The 21,237-nt window shown below is 63.9% G+C and carries 18 protein-coding genes; 7 read left to right on the forward strand and 11 right to left on the reverse strand.

All coding sequences use genetic code 11. From position 1 onward, the window contains the following. Positions 1 to 4 precede the first annotated feature (4 nt). The 4 genes from waaA to CO671_RS08210 form a co-directional block, all read right to left on the reverse strand. On the reverse strand, positions 5 to 1,324 hold the full coding sequence (gene waaA / locus CO671_RS08195; protein ID WP_097605521.1) for a lipid IV(A) 3-deoxy-D-manno-octulosonic acid transferase: 1,320 nt from the start codon (positions 1,322 to 1,324) through the stop codon (positions 5 to 7). Positions 1,325 to 1,507: 183 nt separating this feature from the next. Next, positions 1,508 to 1,756, reverse strand: coding sequence for a DUF4170 domain-containing protein (locus tag CO671_RS08200; protein WP_010031177.1), 249 nt, complete (start codon positions 1,754 to 1,756; stop codon positions 1,508 to 1,510). A 63-nt stretch (positions 1,757 to 1,819) separates the two neighbouring features. After that, positions 1,820 to 2,629 (reverse strand): 3'(2'),5'-bisphosphate nucleotidase CysQ, encoded by an 810-nt coding sequence (locus CO671_RS08205; protein ID WP_097605522.1) that lies wholly within the window; start codon positions 2,627 to 2,629, stop codon positions 1,820 to 1,822. 28 nt (positions 2,630 to 2,657) lie between these two features. Continuing rightward, the gene (locus CO671_RS08210; protein WP_097605523.1) at positions 2,658 to 4,004 is read right to left on the reverse strand and encodes a TldD/PmbA family protein; all 1,347 of its coding nucleotides are present in this window, start codon (positions 4,002 to 4,004) and stop codon (positions 2,658 to 2,660) included. 119 nt (positions 4,005 to 4,123) lie between these two features. On the opposite strand from CO671_RS08210, the gene CO671_RS08215 reads away from it, so the two are divergent. The 4 genes from CO671_RS08215 to CO671_RS08230 all read left to right on the forward strand — a co-directional run bounded on the left by CO671_RS08215 (position 4,124) and on the right by CO671_RS08230 (position 8,368). Beyond that, positions 4,124 to 5,938: a monovalent cation:proton antiporter-2 (CPA2) family protein gene (locus CO671_RS08215; protein WP_097605524.1), complete on the forward strand. Its 1,815-nt coding sequence runs from the start codon at positions 4,124 to 4,126 to the stop codon at positions 5,936 to 5,938. 92 nt (positions 5,939 to 6,030) lie between these two features. Next, entirely contained in the window at positions 6,031 to 6,438 is a 408-nt protein-coding gene (locus CO671_RS08220) for a DUF2946 family protein (protein WP_097605525.1), read from the forward strand. A gap of 87 nt (positions 6,439 to 6,525) precedes the next feature. Continuing rightward, complete coding sequence (locus CO671_RS08225) at positions 6,526 to 7,899, forward strand: PepSY domain-containing protein (RefSeq protein ID WP_097605526.1); 1,374 nt, start codon at positions 6,526 to 6,528, stop codon at positions 7,897 to 7,899. Positions 7,900 to 7,912: 13 nt separating this feature from the next. Further along, positions 7,913 to 8,368, forward strand: a complete 456-nt coding sequence (locus CO671_RS08230; protein WP_097605527.1) for a copper uptake system-associated protein — start codon at positions 7,913 to 7,915, stop codon at positions 8,366 to 8,368. Positions 8,369 to 8,372: 4 nt separating this feature from the next. Here CO671_RS08230 and CO671_RS08235 read toward each other — a convergent pair whose 3' ends face one another. From CO671_RS08235 to CO671_RS08245, 3 genes are read right to left on the reverse strand one after another with little or no spacing between them, the layout of a single operon-like run. Further along, on the reverse strand, positions 8,373 to 9,254 hold the full coding sequence (locus CO671_RS08235; protein ID WP_097605528.1) for a patatin-like phospholipase family protein: 882 nt from the start codon (positions 9,252 to 9,254) through the stop codon (positions 8,373 to 8,375). A gap of 12 nt (positions 9,255 to 9,266) precedes the next feature. Then, a complete protein-coding gene (gene rsmD / locus CO671_RS08240) occupies positions 9,267 to 9,827 on the reverse strand; it encodes a 16S rRNA (guanine(966)-N(2))-methyltransferase RsmD (RefSeq protein WP_064686105.1) in 561 nt (186 codons plus the stop codon). Then, the gene (locus tag CO671_RS08245) at positions 9,808 to 11,733 is read right to left on the reverse strand and encodes a pseudouridine synthase (protein WP_097605529.1); all 1,926 of its coding nucleotides are present in this window, start codon (positions 11,731 to 11,733) and stop codon (positions 9,808 to 9,810) included. Before CO671_RS08245 ends, rsmD begins: the two co-directional genes overlap by 20 nt. Before the next feature lie 90 nt (positions 11,734 to 11,823). On the opposite strand from CO671_RS08245, the gene CO671_RS08250 reads away from it, so the two are divergent. Further along, positions 11,824 to 12,261 (forward strand): nucleoside deaminase, encoded by a 438-nt coding sequence (locus CO671_RS08250; protein WP_097605530.1) that lies wholly within the window; start codon positions 11,824 to 11,826, stop codon positions 12,259 to 12,261. Positions 12,262 to 12,511: 250 nt separating this feature from the next. Here CO671_RS08250 and CO671_RS08260 read toward each other — a convergent pair whose 3' ends face one another. The 4 genes from CO671_RS08260 to CO671_RS08280 all read right to left on the reverse strand — a co-directional run bounded on the left by CO671_RS08260 (position 12,512) and on the right by CO671_RS08280 (position 18,308). Further along, entirely contained in the window at positions 12,512 to 13,141 is a 630-nt protein-coding gene (locus CO671_RS08260; protein WP_097605531.1) for a hypothetical protein, read from the reverse strand. A 131-nt stretch (positions 13,142 to 13,272) separates the two neighbouring features. Next, on the reverse strand, positions 13,273 to 16,179 hold the full coding sequence (gene ileS / locus CO671_RS08265) for an isoleucine--tRNA ligase (protein WP_097605532.1): 2,907 nt from the start codon (positions 16,177 to 16,179) through the stop codon (positions 13,273 to 13,275). Positions 16,180 to 16,461: 282 nt separating this feature from the next. Then, positions 16,462 to 17,445 carry a bifunctional riboflavin kinase/FAD synthetase gene (locus tag CO671_RS08275; RefSeq protein ID WP_097605533.1) on the reverse strand — a complete coding sequence of 328 codons (984 nt, stop codon included), beginning with the start codon at positions 17,443 to 17,445 and terminating at the stop codon, positions 16,462 to 16,464. 14 nt (positions 17,446 to 17,459) lie between these two features. After that, on the reverse strand, positions 17,460 to 18,308 hold the full coding sequence (locus tag CO671_RS08280) for a TIGR01459 family HAD-type hydrolase (protein WP_010030871.1): 849 nt from the start codon (positions 18,306 to 18,308) through the stop codon (positions 17,460 to 17,462). Between the two features lie 335 nt (positions 18,309 to 18,643). Here CO671_RS08280 and groES point away from each other — a divergent pair, with 335 nt between their 5' ends. Then, positions 18,644 to 18,940 (forward strand): co-chaperone GroES, encoded by a 297-nt coding sequence (groES, locus tag CO671_RS08285; protein ID WP_004675403.1) that lies wholly within the window; start codon positions 18,644 to 18,646, stop codon positions 18,938 to 18,940. A 71-nt stretch (positions 18,941 to 19,011) separates the two neighbouring features. Then, a complete protein-coding gene (groL, locus tag CO671_RS08290) occupies positions 19,012 to 20,649 on the forward strand; it encodes a chaperonin GroEL (RefSeq protein WP_038687103.1) in 1,638 nt (545 codons plus the stop codon). The last annotated feature ends 588 nt before the right edge of the window (positions 20,650 to 21,237 follow it).

Genomic DNA, 21,237 nt, shown 5'->3' on the forward strand with positions numbered 1-21,237 from the left:
CTCCTCAGAGCTGGGCGACGGCTTTGGGCAACAGGCGCGCCTTGACCGTCAGCGGATTGATATAGGGTTCCAGCCCCTTCACCGTCGCCGTGAGCGCGCCGCGCATCTCGTGCACGGTGGCGATGCCGGCTTCGATCATCTTGCGGCGGGCGTCGTCGTTGATCAAAAGGTAATGCACGCCCTTGGCCAGCATTTCGGTATCGCGCACCATGCGGGCGCTGCCGCTGCGGGCGAGCTTCTGATAGGCCTCGCGGAAATTCTGCACGTTGCCGCCGGAGAGGATGGCGCAGCCAAGCATGGCCGGCTCCAGCGGGTTCTGGCCGCCTTCGGCAAACAGCGAACGGCCGACGAAGGCGATCTCCGTCAGGCGCAGATAAAGGCCCATTTCACCGATCGTATCGCCGAGGAATATATCGACATCCGCCGACAGGACGTCGTCGCGGGTGCGGCGGGCGACCTTGAGGCCCTGTTTGACCAGGGCCGCCTCGATCTCGTCGCTGCGTTCGGGATGGCGCGGCACGATGATCGTCAACTGGCGATCGCGTTCCTTCAGGGCGCGATGGACGATGCCGGCGGCATTCTCCTCGCCGTCGAAGGTCGAAATCGCCGCCCAGGTCTTACGATCGCCGATCTGCTTCTTGTAGCGGGCGAGGACGGCGCTGTCATAGGGCGGAGCGTCGGTATCGACCTTGAGATTGCCCGAGGTGATGACGGGAACGGCGCCGAGATCACGGAAACGTTCGGCATCGATATCCGACTGGGCGATGACGAGGGCAAGATTTTCGAACAGGGCTTCGGCAATCGATGGGCGGCGGCGCCAGCGGGCAAAGGAGCGGTCCGACATGCGGGCATTGATCAGGATCTGCGGAATGCGGCGGCGGCCGAGCTCCAGCACGGTTGCCGGCCAGATCTCGGATTCGGCGATGATGGCGCAATCGGGCTGCCAATAATCGAGAAAGCGGCTGACCGACGGCTTCAGATCGAGCGGCACATACTGATGGATCGCTTCATCGCCGAGGCGCTCGGCGGCGAGCCTGGCCGAGGTGATGGTGCCGGTCGTCAGGATGACGTGGATATCGCGGCGGCGGATTTCGCGGATCAGCGGAATGACGGCATTGGTTTCACCCACACTTGCGGCATGAAACCAGACGAGCGGGCCCTGCGGCCGGTTGGCGCTCGGATAGCCGAAGCGTTCCAGGCGGCGCGCGCGGTCTTCCTTGCCCTTGGCCGTGCGGTAGGTGATATAAAGGCCGACGACAGGAGAGGCTACGGTTCCCGCCAGACGATATGCGCTCAGACCGAACCGCGCCATCCGGGAGCTCATTGCGCCAGCCTCCGATCCAAGACGATCGACATCAAACCCATTCCCTGATTATCGTTGCGGCCGAGATGGCCGATTAGTTTGTTCAGAATGCGTCAAACGATCCGGATCGACGGACGGCCGATGCACGAAGCCCGGCGCGACGAACGGCAGGCCGCCGACACAAGCCGCGGCCGATCGCCGGGGTCAGTGACCCCCGGCCTTTTCCTGCGGATCGAGCAAACGATGCATGTGGACGATAAAGTAGCGCATATGCGCATTGTCGACCGTCTGCTGCGCCTTTGCCTTCCAGGCCGTCAGCGCCGTGGCATAATCGGGAAAGATGCCGACGATATCGAGACCCTTCAGATCACGGAACTGGACGTCATCGAGACTTTCCAGTTCGCCGCCAAAAACGAGATGCAAAAGCTGCTTCTTGTCACCGGAGTCAGTCATTTTCTTGTTCTCTTTCTGCCCATTCTCCTCCGCCACCCCATCTGCGGGATTTTGACGGAAACGTCAACTGTCTCGTCGCCCGGCAAAGGCCGCGAGGAACTCATCGATGCGCGGCGCTGGCGCCGCACACAGCACCTTGTGGGTGACTTCGGCGCGATTGTAGACGATCGGATTTCCGTCGAGGTCGACGAGGCGGCCGCCGGCGCAAGCCAGGATCAGATCGGCGGCGGCAAGGTCCCAATCATGCGAATTGCCCTTGACGAACGTGCCGTCGAGCCGTCCGTCCGCCACCATGGCAATACGATAGGCAAGCGAGGGAATGTATTTCTCGCGCCTCACCTGTTCGCGAAACGCCGATGGAAAGGTCTTCAGCAGATCTTCGCCGATCGCCAGGCGGCGCATCTCCTCCGGCAAGGCGGCCGAAACGGTGAGCGGCTCGCCGTTCTTCAGCGCCGGGCCGCCCTCGACGGCCCCGTAGAGCTCTTCAAGCGCCGGGGCGTAGAGCACGCCGGCGACCGGGCGGCCGCGATGGACGACCGCGACGCTGACGCACCAGACCTTCTGCCCGCCGAGGAAGGCGCGCGTGCCGTCGATCGGATCGATGATGAACAGCGTCTCGCGCCCCAGGCGGTCGGCATCGTCGTCGGTTTCTTCAGACAGCCAGCCATAATCCGGCCGCGCCTTGCGCAGGATCGATTCCAGCGTCTTGTTGGCGGCGAAATCGGCGGCGCTGACGGGAGAGCGACCGTCATTCTTCCACCAGACCTCGGGAGACTGGTTGAAGAAGCCGAAGGCGACCGCGCCGGCCTCCCTCGCAGCCTCGGCGATCAAGGCGAGATCGCCCTGCCAGCGGAGCTTTTCCCTATCGCTCATCGCGTCAATCGTTTCCTTCTGCCCTTTTTCACTGTCCTGCGAGCGTCATGCCTTCGATGGCGAAGGTGGGTGCGGCGACGCCGAACTTGCGGTCGATGTCGTTGGCCGGCGTCAGGCGCATGAACATGTCCTTGAGGTTCGAGGCGATCGTCACCTCCGACACCGGGAAGGTGAGTTCGCCGTTCTCGATCCAGAAGCCGGTGGCGCCGCGGCTGTACTCGCCGGTGATCATGTTGACGCCGTGGCCGATCAATTCGGTGACGTAGAAGCCGTTGCCGACGCTGCGGATCAGGTCCTCCGGCGAGATGTCGCCGGGTTCCAGCGCAAGGTTGGTGGAGGACGGCGAAACGGCGGTGCCGCCGCGCACGCCGCGGCCATTGGTTTGAAGTCCGAGCTCGCGGCCGGTCGAGGTCGAAAGGAACCAGTGCTTCAGAACACCGTCCTCGATCATCACCAGCCGCTCGCCGGACACGCCCTCGCCGTCGAAGGGTCGCGAGGCGGGGCCGCGCACGATCAGCGGATCGTCGGTGATCGACAGGCCCGCCTTCAGCACCTGCTGACCCATCCTGTCGCGCAGGAAGCTGGTCTTGCGGGCGACGGCGGCGCCATTGATCGCGCCGGCGATATGGCCGACGAAGCCGCGGGCGATACGCGGGTCGAAGATGACGGTGACGTTCTTGCCGGTCGGCACCTGGCGCGGATTGATACGCTTCACCACCCGTTCGCCGGCCCGGCGGCCGATGTCGGCGGGGTCGTCGAGCTCGGCATAATAGAGGCGGGTGTCGAAATCATAGTCGCGTTCCATGCCGGTGCCTTCGCCAGCGATGACGCTGACGGAATGGCCGAAACGGGAGCCCATATAGCTGCCCGCAAAACCGTGCGAGGTGGCGAGGACAAGGCCGCCCATGCCGGCGGATGCGCCGGCGCCGGAGGAATTGGTCACACCCTTGACCGCAAGAGCCGCCGCCTCGGCGGCAAGGGCTGCCTCGCGCAGCATCTCGGAGGACACCTCGGTGGCATCGAACAATTGCAGGTCGGGATAGGATTTCGCAAGGTTCGCCTCATCGGCGAGGCAGGCGAAGGGATCCTCCGGGGAAACCCTGGCCATGGCGACGGCGCGTTCGGCAAGCGCCTGCAGATCGAAGCCCGGATTGGCCGAAACGCTGGCGACGCGTTTGCCGATGAAGACGCGCAGGGAAAAATCGTCGCTTTCGGAGGATTCCGTTCCCTCGACCTTGCCAAGACGGACGCTGACCGATTGCGACCGCGAGCGAACGACGACGGCGTCGGCGGCGTCGGCCCCTGCCTTCCTTGCCAGATCGATCAATTGACTTGCGCGGGAAAGAAGTGTCGAGGAATCGATTTCAGAGGACATGATTTGGCCTTTCCTTCGGCTTCCATTTATTGTGCACTCTCCCAAGCATCAAGGCCGCCGCCGCCGATTCTTTATCGGGACTGCCTGCATGCTTCCGCCACCTGAAAGAAATTGCCAGCATGTCAGCACCCAATGACCTTTTTTCCGAAACGATCCTGCTGCTCGGCGGCGCGGTGGTCGCCGCTCCGATCTTCAAGAAGCTCGGACTCGGCACCGTCCTCGGCTATCTCGCTGCCGGCATCGTCATCGGTCCTGTTTTCCACGGCATCACCGACGGCGAACAGATCCTCGGCGTCGCCGAGCTCGGCGTCGTCTTCCTGCTGTTCATCATCGGGCTGGAATTGAAGCCCAGCCGCCTGTGGCAGATGCGGCGCGACATTTTCGGCCTCGGCACGGCGCAGGTGGTGGTGACGGGGCTGGTGCTGACCGCGCTCGCCTGGTTTTCTGAAGTGCTCGACTGGCGCGGCAGCATCGTAGCCGGCTTCGGCCTGGCGCTGTCTTCGACCGCCTTCGCCATGCAGATCCTGGAGGGCGACGGCGACGTCAATACGAGATACGGGCAGCGTTCGTTCTCGATGCTCTTGTTCCAGGACCTGGCGATCGTGCCGCTCTTAGCGCTGATCACCGTCCTCGACGGCAGCGACAAAGGCAGCAGCGCGCCGCTGACCGATTTCGCGGTGGCCGTCGGCGCGGTCGCGGCTATGGTCGTCGCCGGGCGCTACCTGCTGACGCCGCTCTTCCAGGTCATTGCCCGCACCGGCGCGCGCGAGGCAATGATCGCCGCCGCCCTCTTCGTCGTCATGGGATCGGCAAGCCTGATGCAGCTTGCCGGACTTTCAATGGCGATGGGCGCCTTTCTCTCCGGCGTGATGCTGGCCGAATCCTCCTATAGGCACGAGCTGGAGGCCGATATCGAGCCGTTCCGCGGCGTATTGCTCGCCATCTTCTTCATCGCCGTCGGCCTGTCGCTGGAGCTCGACGTTCTCTTCGACAACGCTCTCTTCGTCATCGTCGCCGTGCCGATCGTCATGGCCGTCAAGGCGACCATCATCTATGGGCTCTGCCGGATCTCCGGCTCGCCGCACGATGACGCGATCCGCATTGCCTTCCTGCTGCCGCAGGGCGGCGAATTCGGCTTCGTGCTGTTCACAACGGCGGGTGCGGCCGGGCTGATGTCGACGAGCACGGCATCGCTGCTGGTGGCGATCGTCACGCTCTCCATGGCGCTGACGCCGATCGGGGCGGCACTTTCGAAGCGGCTGCTCAGCGGCGACGCACAGGAGGAGCTGGACGAGGATTTCGAGGGTGCGGGCGCCGACGTGCTGATGGTCGGCTTCTCGCGTTTCGGCCAGATCGCCGCCCAGATCCTGCTTGCCGGCGGGCGCAGCGTCACCGTCATCGATTTTTCGGCCGACCGCATCCGCCAGGCCTCCTCCTTCGGCTTCCGCATCTATTTCGGCGACGGCATGCGCAAGGACGTGCTGCGCTCGGCCGGCATCGACCGGGCAAAGATCGTGCTCGTCTGCACGCAGAAGAAGGAGATCACCGACAAGGTGGTGGAACTGGTGCAGGCCGACTATCCGCACACAAGGCTCTATGTGCGCTCCTACGACCGCATTCATTCGATCGAGCTGCGCAACAAGGGCGTCGATTACGAGCTGCGCGAAACGCTGGAATCGGGCCTGCTGTTCGGACGGCGGACGCTGGAGGCGCTCGGCGTCGCCGAGGTCGACGCCTACGAGATCGGCGAGGATATCCGCAAGCGCGACGAGGCGCGGCTTGCCCTTCAGGTCTCCGAAGGGCTGCAGGCCGGGCGCGACATGCTGTTTTCCCACCCGGTGCGCCCCGAACCGCTGGTCAAACCGAAACGCGCCGCCGATCCTTTCGAGGACGACCCTCTGGCGGGCACCGCGGATGCGACGGCCGAGGCCTAAACGCCCCCTGTCCGGCTTGTTAAATTGACGCATTGAATATGCACTCGTCGGCGTCTATCAACCGGGCGATCGGAGCGATCCAAGAGGCAAACTTGATCAGACGGGCGGGACAGATCGAACAATGGGCACTGCGCATCCTGTGCGCCGTCGCACTGGTGTTCGTCGGGCTCGCCCATCAGGCTCCCATCGCAGCCGCCGGCGACGCCGGTCCCGCTGAACTCGCCCAATATGTGCTGCCCGATGGAACGCTGCCGACGCTTTGCGTTACCGCCACCGACGAGCCCGACCAGGGCCAGCACGACAAAACCCATTCGCACGGTTGCGAGGCCTGCCGGATCGGCGCGTCGATCCTGCTGCCAGCGCCGACGGATGTCGCCGGTGCGCCGATACCCTTTGCGGTCGCGGTCGAACTGCCGATCCGGGCAGAAAGCTTCCCCCGCCGGCTTTTCCCGCCCAATAGCGGTCCGCGCGCGCCCCCTTCCGATCCGATCCTCGCCTGAACCTCGTGTTGCGGCAGGCGCCGTGACGCCTTTCAACGCCGGCCGAGCTGCGCTCCCGCAGTCGCCCGTGGATACGGATCCATTCTCATGTCGACCATTACTGCCGCCGAACCGGCGCAGCACGCCGCCAGCGGCGTTTCGCTCTACCGCGCCATCTGGCGCTGGCATTTCTTTGCCGGGCTTCTCGTCATTCCCTTCATGCTCAATCTGGCCGTGACCGGATCGCTTTATCTCTTCAACGACGAGATCAACAGCACCGTCTTCGCCCACCGCTACATTGTCCAGCCGGCCGGCCAGGCGCTGCCGGCGGAGCGGGTTGCTGAGATCGCCGCCGCCGCCGTGCCGGGCTCGACGGCGACCTCCTACAAGGATCCGGCCGGACCCGAACGATCGGCCATCGTCACCGTCTCCGGCGATGCCGGCGCGATGCTGGTCTTCGTCAATCCCTACGACGGCAAGGTGCTCGATGTGGTCGGATCGACCGACGAGTTCAATTATGTCGTCAAGCGTATCCACAGCCTCGCTTTTTTCGGCAAGGCGGCGAACCGGCTGATCGAGATTGCCGGCGGCTTTGCCATGGTGCTGGTCGCGACCGGCATCTATCTCTGGTGGCCGCGCCGCCAGACGGGCGGTGTCGTCAGCGTCCGGGGAACGCCGGGCCGCCGGGTTTTCTGGCGCGACCTGCATGCGGTGACAGGGGCTTTTGCCGGCTTGCTGATCTTCTTCCTGGCGATCACAGGCATGCCATGGTCGGGCTATTGGGGCGCGAATGCCAATGCCTGGCTGACCGAACAGGGCCTCGGCTATCCCGTCCAGCTCTGGGACGACGTGCCGAAGTCGCAGAAAGTCACCGAGGACATCCTGCCGAAGAGCGGCTGGATCGTCGAGAAAGCGCCGGTTCCGCTTTCCGATATTGCTAGAGCGCAATCGGCCAAGCCGATCGGCCTCGACAGGGCCGTGGAGATCGCCAAGCGGCTGGGCATGGCGCCGGGTTTCGACATGGCGATCCCCTCCGACGAGACCGGCGTCTATACCGCCTCGCTCTATCCCGACGATCTCGCCGATGAACGCACCATCCATATCGACCAGTATTCCGGCAAACCGCTGATCGATATCGGCTTCAACCAATATCCGTTCCTCGGCAAGGCGATCGAATGGGGTATCAATGTCCACCAGGGACAGGAATGGGGGCGTTTCAACCAGTTGCTGATGCTCGCAACCTGCCTGGCCATTGTGCTCAGCTGCGTGACAGCAGTCGTCATGTGGTGGAAACGGCGCCCGGCGGGCCGGCTCGGCGTGCCACCCATGCCGCCAAGGCGCTCGGTCTACTACGGCCTGTGGGTGATTACCGCAATCTTCGCCGTCGCCTTCCCGATGAGCGGGCTTGCCATTGTCGTCATGATCGCCTTCGACCAGATCGTCGTGCGCTTCGTGCCCGTATTGAAACGCGTTCTCGCCTGAAGGAGACCAAGAGATGAAGACGATCATTGCTCTTCTTGCCTGCGTGCTCTTCGCATCCATGGCATCCGCGGACGACGATCCGCAGCAGGTCATCCCGGCAAGGCTGAAGCTGATGTTCGAAACGGCGGACAAGCCCCTGGAGCTCACGCCGGTCGTCGCCGTTCAGGCCGATTGGGCGATCGTCGGCTGGCGGCAGGACGGACGTGGCGGCCGCGCCCTGTTGAAAAAGACGCATCACGGCTGGAGCATCTATCTCTGCAGCGGCGACAGCCTGAAGGATGCCGGTACGCTGCAGAAGATCGGGCTCCCGGCGAATGACGCGGCCGCGCTGGCTGCAAAACTGCGCGATGCCGAGGCGAACATCGATTCCCCCACGCTTGCACTGCTCTCAAGCTTCGAGGGCACGGTCATGATGATGAACGAAGCATCGGATGGCGCGGGCGGCGGCCATGAAGGCCACGCCCAATAATGCCTCAGCGCTTCAGCCGCGCTTCGATTTCCCGGTCGAGGGCGAATTTCAGCTCGTCCTTGACGCCGACCGACATGGCCAGCACGTCGCGGGCCTTGAGGAAATCCATCACGCCGGTGCGGCCGACCGCCGGACGCAGGAAGATGTGCGGCTGGCAGAGCTTCAGCTTCAGCGAGATCGCCGTCTGCATCATCAGCTGGCCGGAACCGAAGATGCTCTCCATGCGGTTCGGGATATGGGTGCCGTCGCCTTCCGGCGCGCCGACGACATCGATGCCGACGACGATATCTGCAAGATCCATCAGGGGTTCATAGGGCACCGGATTGCTGATGCCGCCGTCGATCATCACCCGGCCGCGCAGGCGCACCGGCATGAAGACGGCGGGGATGGCGGATGAGGCGGCGAGCGCCGGAAACAGCTCGCCGTCTTCGATGATGACCTCGTTCTGCCCGTAATAATCCGTGGTGATGACCTTCATCGGCACCAGCAGATCCTCGAAGCGGGCCGGCAGTTCGGCCGGCAGAAAGGCCTTGAGGATCCGCTCCAGATTGAACTGGCCGATGCGGATGCCCTTGGCCACCGCATCGCGCACCGTCGCCGGCCTCAGGCCCCAGATGCGGGCGACGACCGCCGTCTTGTTGCCGACAGTCGTCAGCGCATGTTCGCGGATTTCGGCGCCCGACATGCCGGCGGCCATGCCGGCCCCCATGATCGCCCCCATCGACGAGCCCGATATCGCCACCGGGCGGATGCCGAGTTCGTCGAGCGTCTCGATGATATGGATGTGGGCAAGTCCACGCGCACCGCCGCCGCCGAAAGCGACCGCGACCGTCGGAAGGTCGCTGATCGCAGGCAGTTTCGGGCTGATGAATTCTGCCTGCTGCACGCCCGCCCCCGCTTATTGCGGCTGATACCGGAAGAAATGCACCCTCGTATCGCCAAAGATGCGGTCTTCGAGGAAAACATAGGAAGGATGCACGGAAACGACAATATCGGCGCGTTCTTCGAGCACCGCAATCGCGCCTGGCCTGAGCCAGCCGCCCTGGGCCGCCGCCGCCATCGCCTTTTCACCAAGCCCCTTGCCATAGGGCGGATCGGCAAACAGCACGTCGAAGGCTTCGAGATTGCCGACGCTGCCGAGATCGGTCGCATCGCGACGCAGGATGCGCGTGCGGCCGTGCAGGCCGAGTGCGTCGATGTTTTCCCAGAGCAGCGCCCTGCCCTCGACGCTGTTTTCGACGAAGAGCGCATGCCGACAGCCGCGCGACACGGCTTCGAGGCCGACGGCGCCGGTTCCGGCAAAAAGATCGAGGATCCGGGTGCCGTCGACGCATTCCGGATAGGCATGGCTCAATATATTGAACAGGCTCTCGCGCGTCCGGTCGGCAGTCGGCCGGATATCGTTGGATTTTGGCACGGCGAGAGGCCGTCCGCGAAACTCACCGCCGACGATCCGCACCGCGCGTCATTCCCTTTCCTCTAGCACCACCTCTGGACGGGCCGCCCGCAGGCCTGTCACCGCCCGGCCTGTCATTTCCGGGCTTAGCGCCCTTCGGCTTGCCGGAAAAATTCTTCGACCCGCCGGGCTTGGCACCAAAACCCTTGCCGCGCGGTTTGTCGCCGGCAGGCTTGCCGCCCGCCGACTTGTCGGCGAAAGACCGGTCGCCACGCGAACGCTCGGAGCGCCCTTCGCCGGCAAAACTTCTGGCTGCCCGCGGGCGTTCGTCACCCTCTTCGCGCGGCCTGCGATCGCCACGCGGCTTGTCGCCGAAAGGCCGGTCGCCGCGTGAAGGACGATCGCCGAACGAGCGCTCGCCACGCGGCCGTTCCGAACGGCCCTCGCCGGCGGAAGCCCTGGCGGCACGCGGACGCTCGTCGCCATCGGCACGCGGCCTGCGATCACTGCGCGGCTTGTCGGCGAAGGGCCGATCGCCGCGCGAAGGACGCTCGCCGAAACCACGGTCTTCGCGGGCCGGACGATCGCCGAAAGAGCGCTTGCGGCCGAAGCCTTCGCCCTCATCCTTGCGGCGGGGCGGCTCGCTCGAGCGGATCCATTCGCCGTCCTCTTCGCGCACGCGGTTGATCGGCGTGCGCGGACGATCCTCGATGCGATCGAAAGCAGCGTTCTTTGCCGGCGCCTGCTCACCGCGCCGGCGCGCAGTCTGCGCATTCTTGGCAGCCTTGGCCGCCGCCTTCTCGCCGAGCGGGCGGGCACCGGGCGCCATCCAGACATTGGCGCTGCGGCGCTGGCCGAGCGGCTGAGGCCGCTTCGGCTTCTCGTCATCCCGGCGGCCGCCATCGCGGCGATCGTCATCGCGGCGCCCCCCACCACGGCGGTCATCACCGCGGCGGTCGTCCCGCTTGGTGTCGAGGCGGCTCAGCGCCCGTTCGCGCTTGTCCTCGTCGCGGCGCGGACGCTCACGCTTCTCGGGTGCCGCGGCCTCAGCCTCTTCCTCGGCGGCAACGGCCGGGGCATTGTAGATCGGCGCGTCGAAATTCGCCTTGGCTTCCTCGATGAGGCGCGGGCCGAGCTGGTCGCGCAGTGTACGTCCGCGCACTTCGATGACATGGCCTTCCGGCAAATCGCCGAGCTGGAACGGGCCGTAGGAAATGCGGATCAGGCGGTTGACGTCGAGACCGAGCGCGCCGAGCACGTTCTTGATTTCGCGGTTCTTGCCCTCGCGAAGGCCCATGGTGATCCAGACATTCGAGCCTTGCGTGCGGTCGAGCGTCGCCTCGATCGAGCCGTAAAGCACGCCGTCGACGGCGATACCGTCCTTCAGCTTGTCGAGCGCTTCCTGATCGATCTCGCCATGGGCGCGCACGCGGTAACGTCTCAACCAGCCGGTCGCCGGCAGTTCGAGCGCCCGGGCAAGACCGCCGTCATTGGTCAGCAACAGCAGGCCTTCGGTGTTGATGTCGAGGCGGCCGATCGACATGACGCGCGGCAGTTCTTCCGGCAGGTTGTCGAAGACGGTCGGGCGGCCCTCCGGATCGGCATTGGTGGTCACGAGACCGGCCGGCTTGTGATAGAGCCACAGCCTGGTGCGCTCGATGCCGCGGATCGGCACGCCGTCGACCTCGATCCGGTCGGCAAGCGTGACATTGACGACGGGAGTGTCGAGAACCTTGCCGTTCAGCGTCACCCGGCCTTCCATGATCATGCGTTCGATGTCGCGGCGGGAGGCGACGCCGGCGCGCGCCATCACCTTGGAAATGCGTTCGGCCTTGGCCTCGCCTTCGGTCTCGGCCGCGGTCGCAGCCTTTGCCGGCTTTACGCCGCCCGACTTCGCGCCGGCCTTCGGCCTGTCGTCCCGTGAAAAGGGCTTTGCGCCCGGGCGTTTTGGCTTGTCTTTGGGTGTCATTTGTTGTTTGCCTGCCTTTTGGGCCTGTCTATCAGGTCACGCATCTGCGGTTAAGTGGAAATTCGTGCGATCGTGAAGACAAATCGTTTCATGGAGATGGCGCTCGAAGAGGCGCGCGCCGCCGGCGAACGCGGCGAGGTGCCGATCGGCGCCGTCGTCGTCATCGACGATATCGCCGTTTCACGCTCGGGAAACCGCACGCGCGAGCTCAATGACGTCACCGCCCATGCCGAAATCGCCGCAATCCGACTCGCCTGCGAAGCGCTCGGACAGGAGCGCCTTGCCGGCGCCGATCTCTATGTGACGCTGGAGCCTTGCACCATGTGCGCGGCAGCCATCTCGTTTGCGCGTATCCGCAGGCTCTATTACGGCGCCGAGGACCCGAAGGGCGGCGCCGTCGACAATGGCGTCCGATTCTACGCGCAGCCGACCTGCCACCACGCCCCGGAGGTCTATTCCGGCTTCAACGAGGTTCAGTCGGCCGAGATTTTACGGACGTTCTTTTCGCAAAAGAGAGAGGCGCCGTAGGCTCCAGGGCGCGACGCGGTCATCTTCGGCCGCGTGCCGCGACCGTCCGGTTGGTGCGAATGGCTGCCCCTCACCCTAACCCTCTCCCCGCTTGCGGGGCGAGGGGACGTGCCCTGCGAGAGGTTAGTGGGGGACAGAGAGGTTGCGGCATATCCCCTTCGCCCCGCGCGCGGGGAGAAGGTGGCGGCAGCCGGATGAGGGGCTGCCCTCGCCGGTCTCATGAGGCGCGCCTAAGCGCTTGGACAAGCCGCTATTGCAGGAAGTTCCACCACTGCTTGCCGCTGTTGGCGACCGCCGCGTCCTTCTTGCGCTTCTTCTGCTTCTTGAGCTCGGGCTCGCCGACATCTTCGAGCTTTGCCGGGTCGTCGACGGTGCGGTAACCGGGCGGCGGGTCGGAAATATAGCGGCGCTGATCGACGTAGGAACCCTTCTGCAGGGCGCGGGCCTCGCGATAGGCCTGGGTCTGGGCTTCCGTCGTGCGCCGGCCGCCTTCGATGGCGGAGCTGGCGAGCGGCGAGCGGTAGTTCGGATTGTCGGAGTTCGCGTCGGCCTCCGAAACGAGGCGGGCGCGGGTTTCCTCCGGCGATTCAAGCCATTGCGGATTGTCCTTGTTGGCAACCGTCTGCTGCGGTTGAACGAGGGTCCCCCTCTGCGCCTGGGCCGGCAGCACCAGCGTCGGGCGCGGCGTGTACTTGACGCCCTTGTTCTTCGGATCCGGCCCGGTCAGCGACACGGACTGGCCGAGGTCGTCGGTCAACTGCTCCATGGCGGTCTTGTCGGTGCCGTAGGTCGGGCTGCTGGCGCAACTGGAGACCAGGGAGCATCCCGCCACTACAACAGACAGGCAGGCGCCCATACGGAACCAATGCGTTGCGAACATGAAAACCCTTCCAGCCACCGGTGCAATCGTTGCCCAACCGGACAACCGTCCCCCTGACGCAAAAATCCGGCCATTTTCAGGCAGCTTTTACCGGATGAACGCCATAAAGGCAATTCACCCGGCAAATATCTTCAGGCGCGGATGCCGAGTTCGCGCAATGCCGCGGCGTCACGCGCCGAGACGTCGGGATAATCAGGATCGGAGCCGACATCGGTGGTGATGCGCCAGGAACGCGCGCATTTGACACCTTCGGCGAGTTTCGGCACGACCGCGACATCCGGCACTTCGGCCAGGCGGAAGGCTTCCGCCGGACCGGCGTCCGCCTTGATTGTTATGCCCGAGGTGATGCAGACTTCGCTGAAGTCCTGACCCTCGAGCGCCTTGCGAAGCTCCCCATCGGCGATGTGGACGACGGGCGCCGCTTCCAGCGAGGAGCCGATGCGCTTGTCCTTGCGCTCGATTTCCAGCGCGCCTGTCACCACCGAACGCACGGCGCGGATCTTCTTCCACTTCTCGGCCAGGGCATCGTTGCGCCATTCCTTTGCAACAGCGGCAAACTGCTCCAGATGCACGGAAACGGCGGAAGGGTTGCGCGACAGCCAGGCCTCCTCGGTGGTGAAGGGCAGCATCGGGGCTAGCCAGGTCACCATGCAATCGAAGATCTGGCGAATGACGTGCAGGCTGGCGCGCCGGCGCAGGCTCGACGGCGCGTCGCAATAGAGCGCATCCTTGCGGACATCGAAATAGAAGGCCGAAAGCTCGACATTGGCGAAATCGATCAACGCGCGGGCGATCTTCTTGAAATCGAACGCGTCGTAGTTTTCGCGCACCAGCTGATCGAGCTCGGCAAGCCGATGCAGCATCAGCTGCTCCAGCTCCGGCAGATCGGCAAGCGCGATCTCCTCGCCCTTGTCGTGCGCCAGCGTGCCGAGCATCCAGCGGATGGTGTTGCGCAGCTTGCGATAGGCATCGACATTGGTCTGGATGATCGTCTTGCCGACGCGCAGGTCGTCGGCATAGTCCGAGGTCATCACCCAGAGGCGCAGGATGTCGGCACCGGCGTCCTTCATCACCTCCTGCGGGGCGGTGACGTTGCCCTTCGACTTCGACATCTTCTCGCCCTTCTCGTCCATGGTGAAGCCATGGGTGAGGACGGTGTCGTAAGGCGCGCGGCCGCGGGTGGCAGCCGATTCCAACAGCGAGGAATGGAACCAGCCGCGATGCTGGTCGGAGCCCTCGAGATAGAGATCGGCCGGCCACTTCAGGTCCGGGCGGTCTTCCAGCGTGAAGGTGTGGGTCGAACCCGAGTCGAACCAGACGTCGAGGATATCCATGACCTGCGACCACTTGGCCGGGTCATGCTCGTTGCCGAGGAAGCGCTCCTTGGCGCCTTCGGCAAACCAGGCGTCGGCGCCTTCGGCGTCGAAAGCATCGAGGATGCGCCGGTTGACGGCCTCGTCCTGCAGCACGGCGCCGTGCTCATCGACGAAGACGCAGATCGGCACGCCCCAGGCGCGCTGACGGGACAGCACCCAGTCCGGGCGCTGCTCGATCATGGCGCGCAGGCGGTTCTGGCCGGCGGCCGGCACGAAGCGGGTATCGTCGATCGCCGTGAGCGCACGGCTGCGCAGCGTCGTTCCATCCGGCAGCGTCTTGTCCATATAGACGAACCACTGCGGCGTGTTGCGGAAGATGACCGGCTTCTTGGAGCGCCAGGAATGCGGATACTGGTGCTTCAGGCGGCCGCGGGCAAAGAGCGCGCTGCGCTCGATCAGCGCCTTGATGACGCGGTCGTTGGCATCGCCCTTCTTGCCGTTGTCGTCGATGACGCGTCCGCCTTCGAGGCCGGGGGCATCCGATGTGTAGAAGCCGCCGTCGTCGACCGGGAACGGGATCTTGGTGTCGATGCCGCGCGCGTCGATCTCGCGGGCATGCGCCATCCAGACATCGAAGTCTTCGCGGCCGTGGCTGGGTGCGGTATGAACGAAGCCCGTACCGGCATCGTCGGTGACATGGTCGCCCTCGAGCAGCGGCACGGCAAATTCGTAGCCGTCTCCCAGACCCTTGAGCGGATGCGCGCAGGTGATGGCAGCGAGATCGGCAGCCGTAACGTCGGCAAGACGCTTGTACTGCAGCTTCGCCTTGGCAAAGGATTCCTCAGCCAGCTGATCGGCAAAGATCAGCTTCTCGCCCGGGCGCGGGCCAAAATCATTTTCGGCGGCCGTGACTTCGTAAAGGCCGTAGGCAACACGCGAGGAATAGGCGATCGCCCGGTTGCCGGGGATCGTCCAGGGCGTCGTCGTCCAGATGACGACGGAGGCATCCTTGACGCCGTCGGGACCTTTCCCGACCGGGAACTTCACCCAGATCGTGTCGCTCTCGTGGTCGTGGTATTCGACTTCGGCTTCGGCAAGCGCGGTGCGTTCGACCACCGACCACATGATCGGCTTGGAGCCGCGATAGAGCTGGCCGCTTGCGGCGATCTTCAACAGCTCGCCGGCGATGCGGCTCTCCGCGTGAAAATTCATCGTCAGGTACGGGTTGTCGAAATCGCCGACGATGCCGAGACGCTGGAACTCGTCGCCCTGGACCTTGATCCATTTTTCGGCATAGGCGCGGCACTCGCGGCGGAACTCGATCATCGCCGCCGGCTCCTTGAGATCCGGCTTGGCCTTGCCCTTGGCGCGATAGTTCTCCTCCTCGATCTTCCATTCGATCGGCAGGCCGTGGCAATCCCAGCCGGGCACGTAGTTGGCGTCATAACCGCGCATCTGGAACGAACGGTTGATGACGTCCTTGAGGATCTTGTTCAGCGCATGGCCGATATGGATGTTGCCATTGGCATAGGGCGGTCCGTCATGCAGGACGAATTTTTCGCGGCCGGCGGCAGAGGCGCGCAGTTTCTTGTAGAGATCCATCTCCTGCCAGCGCTTGACGAGCTCCGGCTCCTTCTGCGGCAGGCCGGCGCGCATCGGGAAATCGGTTTCGGGCAGATAGAGGGTCTTCGAGTAATCGATTTTTTCGGCTGTGTCGGTCATATCGGGACAATCGTTTCTGGCGGCCCAGAAAGGGGCGCAACGGGTATGAAAAAGCTGGTGACGGAAGCGCTTGTATCCAAGCGCCGAAAACCCGGACCTCCCGGCCGCTTAGCGCGCGCGGAAGGCCGGGCCGATAATTCGCATCGTGATCGCCAGCCGAAATTTTCTCATCGGGCCGGTTCATAGGCGTTTTTCGGCGGAAAAGGAAGAGAAGAATTCTGCGATGCGATCGCCGGGGCGCCGAGGTTTTTGCGCTCGAAGGACGCCGCGCGGACCACGACCTCAGGAAAAGCAAAGCTTCCGGTCGAGTTCGCCGAGCGGCTTGACACCCCCCAGCAGCGCCCGCGCCTCCTCCTCGTCGCGCTTGATCTGGGCGACGAGCGGATCGAGGCCGTCGAATTTCAGCTCCGGTCTAAGATAGCCGAAGAAGGAGACGGCGCAGAGCTGGCCGTAGAGATCGCCGCTGAAATCGAAGACATAGGTTTCGAGCAGCGGCGCGCCGTTTTCCGTCACCGTCGGGCGGCGGCCGTAGCTTGCGACCGCGTCGTGGAGCGTTCCGTCCTGGCGGCGGAAGCGGACGGCGTAGATGCCGGCGGCAAGCTCGGCCTCCGGCGGCAGGCGCATGTTGGCGGTGGGAAAGCCCAGCTGCCGGCCGAGTTTTTCGCCGTCGATCACCTCGGCTTCCACCGTATAGCGATAGCCCAGCATGCCGGCGACTTCGCTGACATCGCCCTCCTTCAACAGCATGCGGATATGGCTCGATGAGACGACATCGGCATTTTCGTCGCGAAAGGCATCGATCAGGGTGACACCGAAGCCGTAGGTCTGGCCGGCATTCATCAGGAAGGCGGGACCGCCTTCGCGGTTGCGGCCGAAATGGAAATCGAAGCCGGTGACGACTTCGGAGGCGCCGAGCCAGTCCTTCAGGATCGAATGGATGAAATCATCAGCCGAGCGCTGCGAGAATTCGTAATCGAAGGGATATTCGATGACGGCGTTGAACCCCAGCGTTTCCAGGATGCGGGCCTTGAGCGGCGCCGGTGTCAAGCGAAACACCGGCGTCTGCGGCCGGAAGACCGTGCGCGGATGCGGCTCGAAGGTCAGCACAAGAGCCGGAATGCCGCGCGCCCTGGCGATCTCAAGCGCGCGGTTCAGCACCGATTGATGTCCGCGATGCACACCGTCGAAATTGCCGATGGCGATCACCCCGCCCTTGAGATGGGCGGGCAAGGGATCGCGGGTTTCATTGCGGTGGAAGACGGTCATCGGCTGGCTTCTCTTTATGCAAGGCGCGGCATCCACCACTTCGGCGCGGCGTTTTCCCGTTCGAGATAGGCGTTGAGGATTGCCTCGTCGGTTTCGCCGTTCAAGGTGTATTCCTTGGCGTGGATCCCGCCGCTGATGTAGAGAAGGTCGAGGCCAAAATTCAAGGCGCCGCGGACATCGGTCGGCATGCCGTCGCCGATCGCCAGCACGCGCTCGGCTGAGAAATCGCCGCGAAGCTCGCGGGCGGCCGCCAGCGTCGCCTCGTAGATCGGCCGGTGCGGCTTGCCGGCGATGCGGGTCTTGCCGCCGAGCTGCTCGTAATAGGCGGCCATGGCGCCGGCGCAGGGAATGATGCGGTGGCCGCGCTCGACGACGAGGTCGGGATTGGCGCAGATCATCGGCACCTCGCGCGCCTGAAAATCCAGGAGCATGTCGGTGTAATCCTCCGGCTTCTCGGTCTCATCGTCGAAAAAGCCGGTGCAGACGAGCGATTGCGCTTCGCCTGATGGCACCCGCTCGACGCCGATGCCTTCGAGAAGCGCCTTGTCGCGCTCGGGGCCGAGCAGAAAGACCGTCTTCGGTCCCTCGGAAATCAACCCGCGCGTGACGTCGCCCGAGGTGACGATCCGGTCATAGGCGCTGTCGGGCACGCCGATATGACGCAATTGCTCGACGACCTGCCAGGAGAGGCGCGGCGAGTTGGTGATGAGGACGACGGCGAGGCCGCTCTCGCGGGCGGCCTGAAGGGCCGCGGCAGCCTTGGGGAACGGATCGACGCCGTTGTGAACGACGCCCCAGACATCACAGAGCACCACATCATAGCGATCCGTGATCTCAGAGAAGGTTTCTATCCGCTTGGCCATTCCAATATCCCGAGTTGCTGCAGTCACCGGTGACATTGCAAAGGCGCAGGAGGATGGCAAGGCATTTTCTTCGCCATCAGCCACCGCAAAGCTCAGTCGCGGCAATCCGGCGCGTGATCGGCAAGGCTCGGCCGCGGCAGAGGGTTCGGCGGAAATCTCCGGCATTTCTCCGGTCTCTTCACAATTCCGGCACAAAAATTCGTGATTGCTCTCATTGACTCCTTTCGGAGCCATCCCTAAATGCACGTCGCTAGCACTCACCGCAAGGGAGTGCTAACACCTATCCATGTGGGCCGCTCCGGCCCGCGAATGTCATTCGATCGAGGGATTAGACAATGGCAAGCACCAATTTCCGTCCGCTTCACGACCGCGTCGTCGTTCGTCGCGTCGAGTCCGAAGAGAAGACCAAGGGCGGGATCATCATTCCCGACACCGCCAAGGAAAAGCCGCAGGAAGGCGAAATCGTCGCCGTCGGTTCCGGCGCTCGTGACGAGTCCGGCAAGGTCGTCGCACTCGACGTCAAGGCTGGCGACCGCGTGCTGTTCGGCAAGTGGTCCGGCACCGAAGTCAAGATCAACGGCGAAGACCTTCTGATCATGAAGGAAGCCGACATCATGGGCATCATCGGCTGATTGGCCGATCCGCTTTCCCGAAATGACTGACGGGCTTTTGCCCGAACAAATCGAATTCAGGAGTCACAAACATGGCAGCTAAAGAAATCAAGTTTGGCCGCACCGCGCGCGAAAAGATGCTGCGCGGCGTCGACATTCTCGCCGATGCAGTCAAGGTCACGCTCGGCCCGAAGGGCCGTAACGTCATCATCGACAAGTCCTTCGGCGCGCCGCGCATCACCAAGGACGGCGTTTCGGTCGCCAAGGAAATCGAACTCGAAGACAAGTTCGAAAACATGGGCGCCCAGATGGTCCGCGAAGTTGCTTCGAAGACCAACGACATCGCCGGCGACGGCACCACGACTGCAACCGTTCTGGCCCAGGCGATCGTTCGCGAAGGCGCCAAGGCCGTTGCCGCCGGCATGAACCCGATGGACCTGAAGCGCGGCATCGATCTCGCCGTCGCCGAAGTCGTCAAGGATCTCCAGGCCAAGGCCAAGAAGATCAACACCTCGGAAGAAGTCGCACAGGTCGGCACGATCTCGGCAAACGGCGAGCGCCAGGTTGGTCTCGACATTGCCGAAGCCATGCAGAAGGTCGGCAACGAAGGCGTCATCACGGTTGAAGAAGCCAAGACCGCCGAAACCGAACTCGAAGTCGTCGAAGGCATGCAGTTCGACCGCGGCTACCTCAGCCCCTACTTCGTCACCAACCCGGAAAAGATGGTTGCCGACCTCGAAGACGTCTTCATTCTCCTCCACGAGAAGAAGCTCTCGAACCTGCAGTCGATGCTCCCGGTTCTCGAAGCCGTCGTCCAGACCGGCAAGCCGCTCCTCATCATCGCTGAAGACGTCGAAGGCGAAGCCCTTGCAACGCTCGTCGTCAACAAACTGCGCGGCGGCCTGAAGATCGCTGCCGTCAAGGCTCCTGGCTTCGGCGACCGCCGCAAGGCCATGCTCGAAGACATCGCCATCCTGACGGGCGGCACCGTGATCTCCGAAGACCTCGGCATCAAGCTCGAGAGCGTCACGCTCGACATGCTCGGCCGTGCCAAGAAGGTTTCGATCTCCAAGGAAAACACCACGATCGTCGACGGTTCGGGCGCCAAGTCCGACATCGAAGGCCGTGTTGCCCAGATCAAGGCCCAGATCGAAGAAACCACCTCCGACTACGACCGCGAGAAGCTGCAGGAACGCCTTGCCAAGCTCGCCGGCGGCGTTGCCGTCATCCGCGTTGGCGGCTCGACGGAAGTCGAAGTCAAGGAAAAGAAGGACCGCATCGACGACGCCCTCAACGCGACGCGCGCTGCCGTTCAGGAAGGCATCGTACCGGGCGGCGGCGTTGCCCTGCTGCGCTCCTCCGTCAAGATCACCTCCAAGGGTATCAACGACGACCAGGAAGCCGGCGTCAACATCGTTCGCCGCGCGCTGCAGGCTCCGGCCCGCCAGATCGCTGAGAACGCAGGCGACGAAGCCTCGATCGTTGTCGGCAAGATCCTCGACAAGGATCAGGACAACTGGGGTTACAACGCCCAGACCGGCGAATATGGCGACATGATCGGCATGGGCATCATCGACCCGGTCAAGGTCGTTCGCACCGCCCTGCAGGATGCCGCTTCCGTTGCATCGCTGCTGATCACCACCGAAGCCATGATCGCCGAGCTGCCCAAGAAGGACGCTCCGGCTATGCCGGGCGGCATGGGCGGCATGGGCGGAATGGACATGATGTGATAGGCCAACGGCCTTTCACAGCATCGTCCATGAAACCGCCCATCATCTAAGATGGTTCAGCGCGGCAAGCGCGCTGAACTGGTGGAATGGACATGATGTGATAGGCGAAAGCCTGCACACATTCCGGCATCCGGAACAGGAAGGGCGGCCCTCGGGTCGCCCTTTTTCTTTGCCGCGAGCTTGCTCGAAACGATTCGATCCGTTGCGCGCGATTTTGTGCCGTGCATCGCATTTGCCGGCGGGCCAAGCTTTCGCGAGGCTTGCGCCGCTGCTTGTTTTTCTCTCCACGCAACCTGTGGGCGATCGTCGTCTTGCGGCGATATATCTCCCGCCAAGTGGGAGGAAACGGGGGAAAAACGCTGAAAATTGGGCTCCATTCTCGCCAACAGTGCGGAGATCCGACATCTCCGGCAAAGGATCTCGATGCGAACGCCCCTTAAAAAGCCGTTGCCGTTTGTGCAAAAGCCCCTATAAATCCGCGCTGCAATTGAAGCGCGCCCGGCGATCATTTTCGCTGTCAGACGAGCGCGGGAAGGCGATGCCAGAATAGTCGGTTTCGAAGGGCTCCGGTTCGGAGGCTCGGATGGC

The sequence above is a fragment of the Rhizobium sp. M10 genome (assembly GCF_002531955.1).
Taxonomy (GTDB): Bacteria; Pseudomonadota; Alphaproteobacteria; order Rhizobiales; family Rhizobiaceae; genus Rhizobium; species Rhizobium etli_C.

What these genes read in the sequence shown, in the direction of transcription:
- waaA (WP_097605521.1), bottom strand. Translation starts at nt 1,324, where the DNA reads ATGAGCTCCCGGATGGCGCGGTTCGGTCTGAGCGCATATCGTCTGGCG.
- CO671_RS08200 (WP_010031177.1), bottom strand. Translation starts at nt 1,756, where the DNA reads ATGACTGACTCCGGTGACAAGAAGCAGCTTTTGCATCTCGTTTTTGGC.
- CO671_RS08205 (WP_097605522.1), bottom strand. Translation starts at nt 2,629, where the DNA reads ATGAGCGATAGGGAAAAGCTCCGCTGGCAGGGCGATCTCGCCTTGATC.
- CO671_RS08210 (WP_097605523.1), bottom strand. Translation starts at nt 4,004, where the DNA reads ATGTCCTCTGAAATCGATTCCTCGACACTTCTTTCCCGCGCAAGTCAA.
- CO671_RS08215 (WP_097605524.1), top strand. Translation starts at nt 4,124, where the DNA reads ATGTCAGCACCCAATGACCTTTTTTCCGAAACGATCCTGCTGCTCGGC.
- CO671_RS08225 (WP_097605526.1), top strand. Translation starts at nt 6,526, where the DNA reads ATGTCGACCATTACTGCCGCCGAACCGGCGCAGCACGCCGCCAGCGGC.
- CO671_RS08230 (WP_097605527.1), top strand. Translation starts at nt 7,913, where the DNA reads ATGAAGACGATCATTGCTCTTCTTGCCTGCGTGCTCTTCGCATCCATG.
- CO671_RS08245 (WP_097605529.1), bottom strand. Translation starts at nt 11,733, where the DNA reads ATGACACCCAAAGACAAGCCAAAACGCCCGGGCGCAAAGCCCTTTTCA.
- CO671_RS08250 (WP_097605530.1), top strand. Translation starts at nt 11,824, where the DNA reads ATGGAGATGGCGCTCGAAGAGGCGCGCGCCGCCGGCGAACGCGGCGAG.
- CO671_RS08260 (WP_097605531.1), bottom strand. Translation starts at nt 13,141, where the DNA reads ATGTTCGCAACGCATTGGTTCCGTATGGGCGCCTGCCTGTCTGTTGTA.
- ileS (WP_097605532.1), bottom strand. Translation starts at nt 16,179, where the DNA reads ATGACCGACACAGCCGAAAAAATCGATTACTCGAAGACCCTCTATCTG.
- CO671_RS08275 (WP_097605533.1), bottom strand. Translation starts at nt 17,445, where the DNA reads ATGACCGTCTTCCACCGCAATGAAACCCGCGATCCCTTGCCCGCCCAT.
- CO671_RS08280 (WP_010030871.1), bottom strand. Translation starts at nt 18,308, where the DNA reads ATGGCCAAGCGGATAGAAACCTTCTCTGAGATCACGGATCGCTATGAT.
- groES (WP_004675403.1), top strand. Translation starts at nt 18,644, where the DNA reads ATGGCAAGCACCAATTTCCGTCCGCTTCACGACCGCGTCGTCGTTCGT.
- groL (WP_038687103.1), top strand. Translation starts at nt 19,012, where the DNA reads ATGGCAGCTAAAGAAATCAAGTTTGGCCGCACCGCGCGCGAAAAGATG.